The following is a 13,270-nucleotide window of genomic DNA, read 5'->3' on the forward strand; positions in this document are numbered from 1 at the left end:
TTTCCCCGGCCGGCTCGGGTAATGCCGCTCGCGCCCCCCATCTGTGACGGAGCACAACCCATGTGACCTGCGTAACCCTCCTGTCGCAGGGGTCACCGGCGCCGCAGGAGCCAGCCCAGTAGCCCTGCGGTCCCCACGGCCACCACCAGCCCCAGCAGTGTCACCCACTGGTAGCCGCTGTCCCCACCCATGCCCGCGGCCTGCAACAACACCACCCCCAGCACCGCGCTGCCCAGCAGCACGGCAGCCGCCCGCAGCAACCAGCGGGTGATCAGCTCGGGGTCCACCACCGCGTCGTAGGGCAGGAGTGCGGCGAGCGCGCAGAGGGTGTGCCCCAGGTAGAGCAGGGCGGCGACGGCGAGCAGCCGCCAGAGGGCGACCGGGCGACCGTACCCGTCGGTGGCCAGCAGCCAGCCACCGACGGTGACCAGGGCCGTGAAGGTCGCCCAGATCCGGCGCGGACCGAAGGCGGGCAACAGCGCGGCGACCGCCAGCAAGAGGAGCGGCCGGCCGGACAGCACCTCGGCGGGAAAGGCCAGGGCGAACCCGGCAAACACGATGACGAAGATCCCGGCCCGAACCAGCAGCGGGGCGACGCTGACGCGGGCCACCGCGTTCTTGGCGGCCCGCGCCCGCCCGGTCACCACGTCGATCATCTGCCACCAACCCTCGGAGCCGTCGCCAACCGGGCCACGTCCCGCAGCACCAGGTCCAGGCTGCCGGCACCGGCCCAACGCACCACCGGTACGCCGTGCTCCCGGAGCTGCCCGATCATGACGTCACGATCCAGGCGCCACAGCCGGTACGCCACCTCGGCCCAGCCCCGGTCCTTCGGCGACGGCAGATCGGTCGGCAGTGTGTCGACGGCCACCACGAACCGCCCGGCGCGGGCCAGCCGGGCGAGCATCTGCGCCGACCGTTCGTCCAGCAGCGGAGTCAGCACCACCACCAGCGCGTCCGAGGAGAGCAGTTGTGGGCCGAAGACCTGGTCGTACGGCTCGTGCGAGGACGGGTGGACCCGGACGTCGAGCAGCCACTCCAGCACGGTCAGGTACTGCCGACGCCCGGCGGCCGGACGCAGCCGGCGAGCGGCCGGCCCGTACTCCAGCAGCGACACCCGGTCGCCGCGGTGCAGGTAGTGCTCGGCGATCGCGGCCGTGGCCCGGACTGTGGTGTCCAGCACCGAGGCGGCGCCACTCACCCCGCCGGAGCGGCCAGCCTCGGCGAGCACGTCGAGCAGCACCACCACCTCGGCGTCGCGGTCGGAGAGCGTGGCGGCCACGTGCAACTGCCGGGCCCGCAACGACACCCGCCAGTCGATGCGACGCAGCCGGTCCCCGGGGCCGAAGCGCCGTACGCCGGCCAACTCGCCGCCCTCGCCGGGCCGCCGGGAGTGGTGCGCCCCGACCAGACCGGCGGCGCGGGGCATCGCCTCGACCGCCTCGAACGGCTCGGTACGCGGATAGACCCGCACCCGGACCGGCTCGGTGATCACCGCCCGGGAGACCAGCAGGCCGCCCGCCGTGGCGACCCGGGCACCGGCCGGACCCACCGGATGCCGGCCCCAGCGCAGGGCGTTGCCGGCCAGTTCGAGGTCCACCACGGCGCCGGTGGGCACCGACGTCACGAACGGCCGGTCGGCCACGGAACGGCCCGTGTGGGCCGGAGCCGTCGCATCGGTCGCCGCAGTGGTGCTCGGCGGCACATCCTCGACGCCATCGTTGCGGGCGAAGCCGGCCCGGACGATGCGCAGCCACGGCGACACGCGGGAACGCACCACCACCAGGTCGTAGTCGACCGTGTCCGGGTTGCCGACGCTCACCGCCGCCGTCACGTCGCCGCCCTCGACGAGCGGCCCGCCCGCGTCCTGGGTGACCCACACCTGCGGCAGCGCGGTGGGCCGCCGGCGCAGCGCGTACGCGGTGCCCAGCGCCAACGGGGCGGCCAGCACGATCAGGTCGACCCGGCCCAGCAGCACGCCCGCCACCAGCAGCAGGCCGGCGAGCAGCACCGCCCGGCCGAGCGCCCGGGTGGGTGCCCAGCCGGCAGCCGGTTCCGGCTCGGTGGCCATCGGCACGGTCGGTCCGGTCATCAGTGCCGAGGCCCGCCCGCGGCGTAGCTGGGCAGCGCGCCACTCGCCGGGGCGGGAGTGGACTCCAGCACCTCACCGACCACGAACGCCGGGTCGACCCGGCGCAACCACATCTCCGGGCGCAGGGTGATCCGGTGGGCCAGCGCGGGAGCCGCCACCTCCTTGACGTCCTCCGGCACCACGTAGTCCCGTCCGCCGAACACCGCGCGGACCCGGGCCAGCAGCAGGAGCGCCAGCGAGCCGCGAGGCGAGGCACCGACCAGCACCGACGGGTGCTCACGGGTGGCCGCGGTGAGGGACACGATGTAGCGGCCGATGGAGTCCTCCACCACCACGTCCTCCAGGGCGGCCTGCATGGCCCGCAGCGTGGCCGCGTCGACCACCGCCTTGATGTCCGCCTCCTCGCGGCGACGGCTCATCCGGCGGCGGAGCACCTCCCACTCCTCCTCGTGCTGCGGATAACCGAAGGAGACCCGCAGCAGGAACCGGTCCAGCTGCGCCTCGGGCAGCGGGTACGTGCCCTCGTACTCGATGGGGTTGGCGGTGGCCAGCACGTGGAACGGTTCGTCCAGCTTGTAGGTCACGCCCTCCACCGAGACCTGCTTCTCCTGCATCGCCTCCAGCAGCGCGGACTGGGTCTTCGGCGGCGTCCGGTTGATCTCGTCGGCGAGCAGCAGGTTGGTGAAGACCGGCCCGGCCCGGAAGGTGAAGTCGCCGTTGCGCTGGTCGTAGAGGAACGAGCCGGTGACGTCGGCGGGGAGCAGGTCGGGGGTGAACTGCAACCGGCGGAAGTCCAGACCCAGCGCCTGGGCGAACGAGCGTGCGGTGAGCGTCTTGCCCAGCCCCGGCAGATCTTCGAGCAACACGTGACCGCCCGCCAGGATGCCGGCGAGGACCAGCTCCAACGCGTCCCGTTTGCCGACCACGACGGTGCCGACCGCGTCCAGGACCGCCCGAGCCAGGTGACCAACCTCGGCGGGGGCAATGCTCCGGTCCACGTCGTTCATCAGATTTTCTCCAGTTCGGCGACGATCACCGCGAGGTCGCGCGGCGACGGGGTGCGGTGAGGCGGGGTCTCCAGGAACGTCCACAGCCGGTCACCCAGCAGGACACGGGCACGGGCCGGATCCGACTCACGGGTGACGCCGTGCTTCAGGCGCATCCGCTCGTCGGCCAGTTCGCCGATCCGGGGCAGGACCACCCCGGTGAAACGTTCGGGTCGGGTCATGGACCAGTCCAGTGGCCATTCCCAGCGGTTGATCGCGGTGCGCAACGCGTCCCGGGCGCCCCAGTTGTAGCTGCCGTCGTCGTCACCCGTCCCGGCCCGGCCACCCGCCGGCGGCGGAGGTGGCGGCGCGAGCAGGGCGGTGACCCTGCGGATCGCCAGCACGGCGAGCACCCCGGCGATGAGCACCGGCAGCGAGACCTGGAGGCCGACCGCGCGCAGGCCGACGAGCAGCACCGCGACCACCGCGGCGGCCCACGCGATCGCGCGCACCACCGGACCGGTCCGGGAACGGGGCTCCTGCGGGCCTCTGGGCGCCGCTTCCTCCTCGAACGCGAGCAGGTCGTCGATGCTGGTGCTGCTCATGGGATCACCACCGTGAGCTCTCCGCGCAGCCGGCGAAGTGCGGAGCGGGCCTGGTCGCGGGTGCGTTCGTCGACCGGTCGGGTCGCGTAGCGGGCCTCCCGGTAGACGTGCGCGAACTCGGCCAGCACGTCGGCGCTGACGATCGCCGGAACACCGGCTGCCGGGTCGCCGCGCAGCAGCCGGCTGACCAGGTCGGTGGGGGTGTCCCCGGTGAGCCGTGGCACACCGGCCGCGGCGGCGGCCTCCTCCAGGCGCACCCAGCAGGCGATCACCGCCACCCGGGGATCGGTGTCCCGGTCGTCGAGTTCCACCAGGCCGGCGTCGAGGGCGGCGGCCACCTCGCGGGCGGTGCCCTCGGCGGTACGCCGGGCCCGCTGCGCCGGCAGCGCCCGGGTGGTGCGGCGCAGCGCGCCCCGGATCAGCACCCAGGTCAGGTAACCGAGGGCGGCGAGGATGGCCAGCCCGAGCAGGACCATCGCCACCTTGGCGATCCACTCCGGTATGTGTGCCTGGGTGGCCTGACCGGCATCACGCGGCTCGACCCGAATGGACGGTGACGGCTCGGCGGTCGGATACTCGGGCACCCACGGAACGTTGTCCGCGGCCGGCGGGATCCGGCTGGCCCCGATCGACGAGTGGGCGGACGCCAACGCGGCACCGGCGAGCAGTGCGGCGATCGCGGCGACCGGCCACCACCGGCGAAGCAGGCCGAGCGCCGGGCGCAACACCCCCGGCTCGGTGGCCGCGAACGGCGTGGGGGGCTGTGTCCGGTCTGTCATCGCCACCGCCCCACGCGTGTCTCAGTCCACCCCGGCCAGCTGCTTAGCCTGGCCGAAGACGTCGTCCAGCATCTCTGGTGTCAGCCGCCCGGTGAAGGTGTTCTGCTGGCTGACGTGGTAGCAGCCCAGCAAGTCCGGAGCGTCCGTGCCGGACCAGTGTGCCCCATGACCGAACGCCGGTCGCGGGCTGGGCGGGCGCTGCCCGTACACCTGGCGAAGCACCGGCCACCACGCTGCCCAGGCGAACGCGCCAAGCGCGACGACGACGCGCAGCGTGGGCCGGATGAGCGTGACCTCGCGGTGCAGCCAGGGTGCGCAGGTGTCCCGTTCCGGCGGGGTCGGCTTGTTGTCCGGAGGCGCACACCGCACGGCCGAGAAGATCCGCAGGTCCCGCAGGGCGAGCCCGTCGTCGGCGGCGACACTCGTCGGCTGGTTGGCCAGCCCGGCCCGGTGCAACGCGGCGAACAACACGTCACCGGACCGGTCACCGGTGAAGATCCGGCCCGTGCGGTTGCCGCCGTGCGCGGCGGGCGCCAGCCCGAGAATGGCGATCCGGGCGTCGCCGGTGCCGAAGCCCGGCACCGGTCGACCCCAGTACTCCTGGTCACGGAAGGCGGCCCGGCGGGTGCGGGCCACCTCCTCCCGCCACTGGACCAACCGGGGGCAGGCGAAACAGTCGCTCACCGCCGCGTCCAGGTCGGCCAGGCCGGTCGCCCGCGCCGCGCGGGCGACCACCTGCTCGGGGGTACGCGACTCAGCCAAGCTTGGCCCGGAAGAGTTCCAGGGTGCGGGCCCAGGCGCTGGACGCGGCGCGCTGGTCGAACGCCTCCGGACGGTCGTCGTTGAAGAAGGCGTGCGAGGTGCCCGGGTAGTCGTAGAGGTGGCAGTCGCCGCCGGCCTCCTCGATGGCCCGGCGGGCGGTCTGCACGCCCTCGGTGGCCGAGGTGCCGTCCTCTTCGGAGCAGTGGATGACCGCGGCCTTACCGGCGTAGTCGGCCCAGTCGGGGCGCATCGACTCCCACGGCAGCACGGGATAGAAGCCGACGGTGGCGACGATCCGCTCGGAGATCGTGGCCGACCAGAGGGCGAGGCTGCCGCCGGCGCAGAAGCCCACTGCGCCGACCTTGCCGGTGACCTCCGGCCGCCCGGCGAGATAGTCGGCCGCGCCGGCGATGTCCTTCGCCGCCTCGTCCATCCGCATCGCCATCAGCAACCGCTGCGCCTCGTCCGGCTCGCTCGTCGTCTCACCGTGGTAGAAGTCCGGGGCGAGGGCGACGAACCCGGCCTCGGCGAACCGCTCCGCGACCGACCGGATGTGCGGAACCAGGCCCCACCACTCCTGGATGACGATGACGGCGGGGCTGGCCATGCCACTCGCGGGTATCGCGAGATACCCCTCGCTCGTCCCCCCGTTGCTGCGGTAGGTCACCATTTCGCCCATGGGCCGTCCTCCTAGCGGTCAGTCATCGTTGGCTGGTCGCCCAGTGGTCCTAGTGCCGGTAGCCTGCCATGCCGCGCCGCCCCCGGGAAGACGCCGGAACAGTGGCATTCACCTCCCGTTCGCCCACCGATGACTCTGGGTACGCCGACGGCGGCGGGTAGGCTCCCGCCGCCGTCAATGCTGGTCTACCGCCCCGGTCAGGCCTTCTTGGTCAGGCAGAGCACGTAGCCCGTCTTGCCCGGCTTGATGCTGGAGTAGATGTACCCCTCTTCGCCCGGCTTGAAGAACTGCTCGCAGGCGGTGGGGGCCTTGGCCTGGGCCTCGGTCTGGTCGTCGACCCGGCCGACCACGTTGTACGCCGCCTCGGTGGAGGTGCACTCGACGATCCTGGCGTTGGTGACCTTCTCCTGCTTGGTGCCGGTGACCTCGGGCAGCTTGGCGATGCAGTCACCGGCCTTGGCGGCCGCCGTCTCGTCCCTGTTGACCAGGTTGCCGACCGCCGAGACGACGCCGAACTTCAGGCCGGCGACGACGACCACCGCGAGGATCGCGCCCACGATGCCGAGGGCCTTCACCGCACCGAACTTCTTCGCCTCCGGCTCAGCCGCCTCCGGCTCGCCAGACTCGGGCTCAGCCGACTCGGGCCCGGTCGACTCGGGCCCGGTCGACTCGGGCCCGGTCGCACGCGGCTCGCCCGACTCCGGCTCGGCCGACTCCGACTCCGACTCGGCCGGACGCGACTCGCCCGACTCCGGCTCGCCAGACTTCGGCTCGGCCGCTTGCGACTCGGGTGACTGCGACTCGGGTGACTCCGGCTCGGTTGGACGCGACTTGGTCAGTTCCGGCCCGGTCGACTTCGGCTCGGCGGGACGCGACACCCCCGCCGGCGGCTCGGCCGACCGGGGCGTCTCGACGGCCGGCTCCGGCGTCGCGTTGGCCGGCTCGGCTGGTGCACCATCGGAGGCGGGGGGCGTTGCGACCTGCTCTGGCACGGGGGTTCCTTCCGAGGGGTGGATGAGCAGACGACACCGTAACGATCATTGATTTCCGGTGTCGTCCCGCCCGCCTCGTCCGTTCAGTTATTTCCCACCCTCGCCCGCATGATCCAGTTCACACCGTTACTCAGCTCGTCGGAGTGGGGTTCGGCGTGCCGGCCGGTGTCGCGGTCGGGTCCGCCGAGGGCTCGTCGGTCGCCGTCGGCGTGCTGGTCGGCGTGGCCGGCGGCGTGCTTGTCGGATTTGCCGTCGGCGTGCTTGTCGGCTCCGCCGGCGGCGAGCTGAACGCGGGCGGCGACAGGTTGGGGTTGGACCCGGCCGGAGCGCGAGGGCCGAAGGGCGCCCGACCCACGCAGTACGGGTACGGACGCAGCAAGGGGGCGCCGTAGTCGTTGACCGAACTCGCACAGTCCGGGTAGCCGAGGCGGATCGGGTTGCCGTCCTGGTCGAAGAGCCGGGCGTTCTCCACCAACCGGCCCTCACTGTCGTAGACGAAGACGTCCCGGACCCGGCTGTACTGGCTGTCGACCGAGGTCTGGTCGTAGTAGTAGTCGTTGGCGTGCCGACCCTCGGCGTCGACAAGCCCGACGAGTGCGAAGACCACCAGCACCGCGCCGCCCACCTGCACGGCCGAGCGTGGCCAGCGGGTCAGCCGGGCGGACCGGCGACCGAGCCAGATCGAGGCGAGGACGAAGCCGACCAGCATGATCAGGCCGGCCAGCAACTCGCCACCGAAGCGGGGCAGCAGACCAACGCCGCCGCCGCTGCTGATCACGCTGACCAGCATCGCCGCCAGGTAGCCGCGCAGCACCCACCAGCCGGGGCGCAGCAGTCGGAGGAAGTCGCTGGCGTGCGCGTACCCCAGGGGTGGACCGAGCCGGGTGTCGATCGCGCCCAGCCGGCCGCGGACCCGGACCAGCGCGGCGGCGACCCGTTGGTCGAGGTTGCGCCCACCGCCGCCCGGGGCGGCGCCGGCCGCGGCGCGTAGCTCGGCCGCGTACGTCTCGGGCTCGCCCAGCCGCTCGACGAGGGTGCCCTCGGCCTCGGCGGCGACCTCGGTGAGGTGGTCGGCGAGGTCCTCGGTCAGCTCGTCGCGTTGGGTGGGCGGCAGGTCGGCGAGGGCGGCCCGGACCCGCGCCACGTAGTCGGTGATCTCCTGCTCCGTGACGGTCATGCCGCCAACCCCCGATCGTCGAGCAGAGTGTCCATTGTGGTGGCGAACGAGCGCCAGAGCTTGCCGGAGCGGGTCAACTGGTCACGCCCCGCGGCGTTGAGTGAGTAGTACTTGCGGTGCGGCCCGGATTCGCTCGGCACCACGTAGGTGGTGAGCAGACCGGCGGCGAAGAGGCGGCGCAGCGTCCCGTAGACCGAGGCGTCTCCGACCTCCTCCAGGCCGGCCTCGCGCAACCGGCGCAGGATGTCGTAACCGTAGCCGTCCTCCTCTCGGAGCACGGCCAGGACGGCCATGTCGAGCACGCCCTTCAGCAACTGTGTGGTGTCCACGCAATGCACACTACTGTGCAATGCGAAGTAGCGTCAACGATCTCGGCCCCGACACGCACACGAGCAGGCGCACGCGTGATCAACTCGGTTTTCAGGAAGTCGGGGCGTCCCGGCGACCCGGACACCGCGACTTTCAGGAAGACGAGTCGATCAGGCGGCAGGCTGGAGACTCCAGGCGATGCCGTCGAGGATGTCGTGCTCGGAGGCGACCACCGACGGCATCCCGGCCCGCTCCATGATCACGCGGAGCACGAGGGCACCCGCGCCGATCACGTCGGCCCGGCCCGGGTGCATCACCGGAATCGCCAACCGCTGCGCACGGGTCTGGCCCAGCAGGTCCGCGGTCACCTGGGCGACCGCCTCGTACGACACCCGGGCGTGGTGGATGCGCTCCGGGTCGTACTCCCGCAGGCCCTGGGCGATGGCGACCACGGTGGTGACCGACCCGGCGAGGCCGACCAGGGTGGCCGCCTCGCGGCCGGGCACCACGGCGAGCGCCCGGTCCACCGCGGCCGCGATGTCGGCCTGCGCCGCCGCGACCTGCTCGGCCGTCGGCGGGTCGCCGGGCAGGTGCCGCTCGGTCATCCGGACACAGCCGATGTCCACGGAGATCGCCGCGCGCACACCGTCGGCCCGGTCACCGACCACGAACTCGGTCGAGCCACCACCGATGTCGACGACCAGGAACGGCTCCTTAGCGTCGGCCGGCAGGCCGCGCACCGCGCCGGTGAACGACAGCCGGGCCTCCTCGTCGCCGGTGACGACATCGGGCGCGACGCCGAGGGTGCTCCGCACCATCTCGGTGAAGTCGTCCGCGTTGGCGGCGTCCCGGGAGGCCGAGGTGGCACACATGCGAACCCGCTGTGCGCCCAGCTTCTCGATGTCCGCCGCGTACGACGACAGCGCCACCCGGGTCCGTTCGATCGCCTCGGGCGCCAACCGGCCGGTGCGGTCCACACCCTGGCCAAGCCGGACGATCTCCATCCGCCGGGTCAGGTCGACAAGCGGCGCCGGGGCCCCGGTGGACTCCTCGGGCAGGTCGGCGACCAGCAGTCGGATCGAGTTGGTCCCGCAGTCGATGGCCGCCACGCGCGTCGTCACGGCAGTAACCCTACGGCAGGACGGGCCGGCACCCCGCCGCCTAGCCGGCGGCCGAGCCGCTCGACAACAGGGCGCCGAGCGCGGTCAGGTGATGCCGAACCGCCCCGCCCTCCCGCTCGCTGGCCACCAGACCGGCCGAGCGCAGCGCGGTGGCGTGCTCCGAGGCCGAGGAGAGACTGATCCCGACGGCCTGGGACAGCACGGTGGTGGTCAACCCGCCCTCGGCCGCCAGCCGACGCAGCACCAGCGCCCGGGTGGCGCCGAGCAGCCGGCCGAGGGAATCACCGCCGGTGGTGGCCCCGAGCGCGGGCAGCACCGTCGGATAGACGAGCAGGATCGGTTGACCGGGCTGCACCAGCACCCGGGGGCGGGGTCCGGCCAACGGGGAGGGCAGCAGGATCAGCCCGTGGCCGGTGCCGGGCAACTCCCCACTCCACCACGTCCGCACCTCCAGCACCGGCTCCCGCCACCGGATCGCCGGGTGCAACCCCGCGAAGAGGCCGTCCAGGCCATGCTGCGCCAGCCGTTGGCTGGCACAGGTCACCTGCTGGCGGTACGCGGACGTCAGATCCGGCCAGAGTGGTGCCAGGACCGCGTCGAACCAGGTGCGGACGGCCCCGCCGAACAGGTCCAACACCTCCGGATCGGCAGCCGCGAACCGCCGCCGCAGCGGGGAACTGGCCGAGTGCGCGTACGCCTCGGTGGTCTCGACGCGGATCCGCTCCGCGGGAGTGGCCCGGATCGCGTCCAGGCCGGCCTCGACCGACTCCATGCCGGACAGTGGGGTGACGAAATCCGGCAGCCGCCCCCGGGCGGGCAGCAGGTGCCGCAGCGTCGCGGTGGCAGCCTGTGCGTCGCCGGTGCCCTCGACCGCCGCCGCCCGCTCGGCCAACGTCGGTGCCATCGCCGCGACCGTCGGGTCCCGCAGCCACTGACCGGCCAGCAGTGCGGTGCCGACCGGGTGCAGCCGGTCGGCGAACCGTACCCGGCAGAGGTCGGCCGGCCCGAGTTGGAGACGAAGCATGAGGGACAGCCTGCCTCCCTTCGCCCAGGGCCGAAAGGGTTGATCCGTGCGCGTGCCACCTCCAGAGTGGACCGCAGGTCTACGGGGGGTGGCCGAAGTGCGGCGAATGATGGCAGCGTTAACGGGGCTCTGCCTCATTGTCCTGGTTGCGGCTTGCGGTGAGCGGGGGCGGCCCGCGCCGGCCCCGCCCTCCGCATCCAGCGAACCCCTGACCGCAGGTGACCACGACCTCACCCTGAGCCACAACGGCCAGGACCGCACCTACCTGCTGCACGCACCCGCCGGGTACGACCCGAACCGGTCGCCCGCGCTTGTCATCGCGCTGCACTTCTATCCCGGCAGCGCCACCGGCATCCAGGAGCTGGCCGGCCTGGACGCGAAGGCCGACAAGGACAACGTGCTGGTGGCCTACCCCGACGGGGTGAGCGGCGGCTTCAACGCGCTGGTCTGCTGCGGCAGCGCGGACGACGTCGGCTTCCTCACCGCCCTCACCGACCACCTGGTGCGGACCTGGCACGCCGACCCGAACCGGGTCTTCCTCACCGGCATCTCGAACGGCGGCGACATGAGCTTCCGGGCTGCGGTGGAGAGCACCGGCACGTTCGCCGCGATCGGGGTGGTCAGCGGTGGGTACAGCGGAAAACTGACCACGGCCGAGAGTTACGTGCCGAAGAGCCCGGTCTCCGTGATCACCTTCATCGGCGGCCAGGACCGGTACGCCTCGACGTTCCAGACCGGCATGAAGACCTGGCAGCAGCGGCTCTCCTGCCGGCCGGGCCCGAAGGCGTCCGGGGTGCCGGGCGTGACGCACACGGTGGCGAGCTGCGCGGACGGCAGCGAGGTCAGCGTCTACACCCTGCCCGAGATGGGCCACAGTTGGCCGGGGGCGACGATCGGGTCGCTCGCCGCGTCCTCCGCGGGGCTGTCGGCCACCGATCTGATGTGGGAGTTCTTCGCCGCGCACCCCCGCAAGGCCTGACCTACAGGCGCAGCAGCATCCGGGTGTTGCCCAGCGTGTTCGGCTTGACCCGCTCCAGGTCCAGGAACTCCGCGACACCCTCGTCGTACGAGCGCAGCAGCTGCTCGTACACCGGTTGCGGCACCGGTGCGCCGTCGATCTCCTGAAAACCGAACGCGCCGAAGAACCGCGTCTCGAAGGTGAGCACGAAGATCCGGGCCACCCCCAGCTCCCGGGCCGCGTCGATCAGCTCACCGACCAACCGGTGCCCGATCCGCCGGCCCCGACAGACCGGATCCACCGCGACCGTGCGGATCTCGGCCAGGTCCTCCCACATGACGTGCAGCGCGCCGCAGCCCACCACCGTGCCGTCGGAGGGGTGCACCGCCACCCGGAACTCCTGCACCTGCTCGTAGAGGGTGACTGTCGCCTTGCTCAGCAGCCGCCGGTCGTTGGTGTAGGTGTCGACGAGCCGCCGGATGCCCCGCACGTCCCCGGTGCGGGCCCGCCGCACCGTGATCTGATCCGCAGCCTGCGCGCTCATTCGCCCGCCGGGACGTCCACGCACGGACCGGCCGCCCACCAGGGCTCGACCAGCTCCAACGTCTCGTCACCGAACGGGTTGACCCCGGGGCCGGCACCCAGCGCGTGCCCCAGGTGCACGTGCAGGCACTTCACCCGACCCGGCATCCCGCCGGCCGAGATACCGGCGATCTCCGACACCTCGCCGATGGCCTCGCGGCGGGCGAGGTAGTCCTCGTGCGCGGCACGGTAGTGGGCGGCCAACTCGGGATCCGTCGTCAGCCGGTCCGCCATCTCCTTCATCAGCCCCGCCGACTCCAGCCGGCTGCACGCCGCCGTGGCCCGGGGGCAGGTCAGGTAGTAGAGCGTCGGGAACGGCGTGCCGTCGGAGAGACGGGGAGTCGTCTCCACCACGTCCGGGAGCCCGCACGGGCACCGGTGGGCCACCGCCCGGGTGCCCCGGGGCGTGCGGCCGAGCTGCGCGGCCACCGCGGCCAGGTCGGCCTCGGTGGCCGGCTCGCGCTGCGGCGGAGGTACGGAATCCGCCGCCGGCTTCGACGGTGGTACGACAGTCACGGTGCCCATCTCTCCTGGTGCGCTGGTCGGTGGATCACTTACCCGGCTGCTGGCTGTCCGCCGCCCGCACGCTCGACCAGAGCGTGTCATACCAGGTCACCGGCCCGCTCGGGGCAGCCGCTCCGGCCGACTTTCCGGCGTCCCGGGCGGCACCCTCCGCGTCGTGCAGCACCACCATCATCTTTTCGCCCGGCGGACCCATGAAGAACCGCTCCCGGGCCTGCGTCTTGATGTACTCCTCGTCGTTCCAGTTGGCGGCCTCGGCGGCGAGCTTGGCGATCTCCGCCTCCTGTGCCTCCTGGGCCGCCTCCATCCGCTCGATGTCGGCCTGCTGGTCCAGGTAGACCCGGACCGGGTACGTGTAGGCCAGCGCGAGCGCGATCAGGACCGCGAAGAGCACGGTGGCCCGACCGGTGAAGCGACGGGGGTGGGGTGCGGCGAGCCGCTTGACGGAACCACCGGCGGCGGTACGCCGAGCGGCGGCCGGACGATTCGCGGAGCGCACGCCGTCGGCGCCCCGGGACGCGCCCGGAGCCCGACCAGCGGTGCCGCGCGGCTCGGCACGTACGCCGGCCTCGCGGACCGACCCCCGCGTGGCCCGGCCACCACCCGGCCGACCGGACTGACCCGGCCGGCGGATGGGACGCTGACCACCCGGTGTGCGGCGCTGCTGCATCGTCACACCCCT

General features: G+C 72.7%; 16 protein-coding genes. 1 reads left to right on the top strand and 15 read right to left on the bottom strand.

Annotation, left to right across the window (positions count from 1 at the left end):
* Positions 1-92 precede the first annotated feature (92 nt).
* The 12 genes from ACGFIQ_RS04925 to ACGFIQ_RS04980 all read right to left on the bottom strand — a co-directional run bounded on the left by ACGFIQ_RS04925 (position 93) and on the right by ACGFIQ_RS04980 (position 10,526).
* The gene (locus tag ACGFIQ_RS04925) at positions 93-656 is read right to left on the bottom strand and encodes a hypothetical protein (RefSeq protein ID WP_393239265.1); all 564 of its coding nucleotides are present in this window, start codon (positions 654-656) and stop codon (positions 93-95) included.
* Positions 653-2,092, bottom strand: a complete 1,440-nt coding sequence (locus ACGFIQ_RS04930) for a DUF58 domain-containing protein (RefSeq protein WP_393239268.1) — start codon at positions 2,090-2,092, stop codon at positions 653-655. Before ACGFIQ_RS04930 ends, ACGFIQ_RS04925 begins: the two co-directional genes overlap by 4 nt.
* On the bottom strand, positions 2,092-3,099 hold the full coding sequence (locus tag ACGFIQ_RS04935) for a MoxR family ATPase (protein WP_357078927.1): 1,008 nt from the start codon (positions 3,097-3,099) through the stop codon (positions 2,092-2,094). The genes ACGFIQ_RS04930 and ACGFIQ_RS04935 overlap by 1 nt, the downstream gene beginning before the upstream one ends.
* The gene (locus tag ACGFIQ_RS04940) at positions 3,099-3,683 is read right to left on the bottom strand and encodes a hypothetical protein (RefSeq protein WP_393239271.1); all 585 of its coding nucleotides are present in this window, start codon (positions 3,681-3,683) and stop codon (positions 3,099-3,101) included. The genes ACGFIQ_RS04935 and ACGFIQ_RS04940 overlap by 1 nt, the downstream gene beginning before the upstream one ends.
* On the bottom strand, positions 3,680-4,462 hold the full coding sequence (locus ACGFIQ_RS04945; protein WP_393239274.1) for a DUF4129 domain-containing protein: 783 nt from the start codon (positions 4,460-4,462) through the stop codon (positions 3,680-3,682). Before ACGFIQ_RS04945 ends, ACGFIQ_RS04940 begins: the two co-directional genes overlap by 4 nt.
* 21 nt (positions 4,463-4,483) lie before the next feature.
* The gene (locus ACGFIQ_RS04950) at positions 4,484-5,224 is read right to left on the bottom strand and encodes a uracil-DNA glycosylase (RefSeq protein ID WP_393239277.1); all 741 of its coding nucleotides are present in this window, start codon (positions 5,222-5,224) and stop codon (positions 4,484-4,486) included.
* Complete coding sequence (locus ACGFIQ_RS04955) at positions 5,217-5,903, bottom strand: dienelactone hydrolase family protein (protein ID WP_393239280.1); 687 nt, start codon at positions 5,901-5,903, stop codon at positions 5,217-5,219. Before ACGFIQ_RS04955 ends, ACGFIQ_RS04950 begins: the two co-directional genes overlap by 8 nt.
* 197 nt (positions 5,904-6,100) lie before the next feature.
* The gene (locus tag ACGFIQ_RS04960) at positions 6,101-6,895 is read right to left on the bottom strand and encodes a hypothetical protein (protein ID WP_393239282.1); all 795 of its coding nucleotides are present in this window, start codon (positions 6,893-6,895) and stop codon (positions 6,101-6,103) included.
* A 130-nt stretch (positions 6,896-7,025) separates the two neighbouring features.
* Positions 7,026-8,072: an HAAS signaling domain-containing protein gene (locus tag ACGFIQ_RS04965; protein WP_393239285.1), complete on the bottom strand. Its 1,047-nt coding sequence runs from the start codon at positions 8,070-8,072 to the stop codon at positions 7,026-7,028.
* Positions 8,069-8,401, bottom strand: a complete 333-nt coding sequence (locus ACGFIQ_RS04970) for a PadR family transcriptional regulator (protein WP_357078910.1) — start codon at positions 8,399-8,401, stop codon at positions 8,069-8,071. The genes ACGFIQ_RS04965 and ACGFIQ_RS04970 overlap by 4 nt, the downstream gene beginning before the upstream one ends.
* 150 nt (positions 8,402-8,551) lie before the next feature.
* Positions 8,552-9,490, bottom strand: coding sequence for an exopolyphosphatase (locus ACGFIQ_RS04975; RefSeq protein ID WP_393240350.1), 939 nt, complete (start codon positions 9,488-9,490; stop codon positions 8,552-8,554).
* Positions 9,491-9,542: 52 nt separating this feature from the next.
* Entirely contained in the window at positions 9,543-10,526 is a 984-nt protein-coding gene (locus ACGFIQ_RS04980) for an ArsR/SmtB family transcription factor (RefSeq protein WP_393239288.1), read from the bottom strand.
* A gap of 106 nt (positions 10,527-10,632) precedes the next feature.
* On the opposite strand from ACGFIQ_RS04980, the gene ACGFIQ_RS04985 reads away from it, so the two are divergent.
* The gene (locus ACGFIQ_RS04985; protein ID WP_393239290.1) at positions 10,633-11,505 is read left to right on the top strand and encodes an alpha/beta hydrolase family esterase; all 873 of its coding nucleotides are present in this window, start codon (positions 10,633-10,635) and stop codon (positions 11,503-11,505) included.
* A 1-nt stretch (position 11,506) separates the two neighbouring features.
* Here the strand turns inward: ACGFIQ_RS04985 and ACGFIQ_RS04990 are convergent, their stop codons facing one another.
* From ACGFIQ_RS04990 to ACGFIQ_RS05000, 3 genes are read right to left on the bottom strand one after another with little or no spacing between them, the layout of a single operon-like run.
* Entirely contained in the window at positions 11,507-12,028 is a 522-nt protein-coding gene (locus ACGFIQ_RS04990; protein WP_393239293.1) for an amino-acid N-acetyltransferase, read from the bottom strand.
* Entirely contained in the window at positions 12,025-12,582 is a 558-nt protein-coding gene (locus ACGFIQ_RS04995) for a DUF501 domain-containing protein (RefSeq protein ID WP_357078896.1), read from the bottom strand. Before ACGFIQ_RS04995 ends, ACGFIQ_RS04990 begins: the two co-directional genes overlap by 4 nt.
* Before the next feature lie 34 nt (positions 12,583-12,616).
* Positions 12,617-13,258 carry a septum formation initiator family protein gene (locus tag ACGFIQ_RS05000; protein WP_393239295.1) on the bottom strand — a complete coding sequence of 214 codons (642 nt, stop codon included), beginning with the start codon at positions 13,256-13,258 and terminating at the stop codon, positions 12,617-12,619.
* Between the last annotated feature and the right edge of the window lie 12 nt (positions 13,259-13,270).

The sequence above is a fragment of the Micromonospora sp. NPDC048898 genome, assembly GCF_043198035.1.
Taxonomy (GTDB): domain Bacteria; phylum Actinomycetota; class Actinomycetes; order Mycobacteriales; family Micromonosporaceae; genus Micromonospora.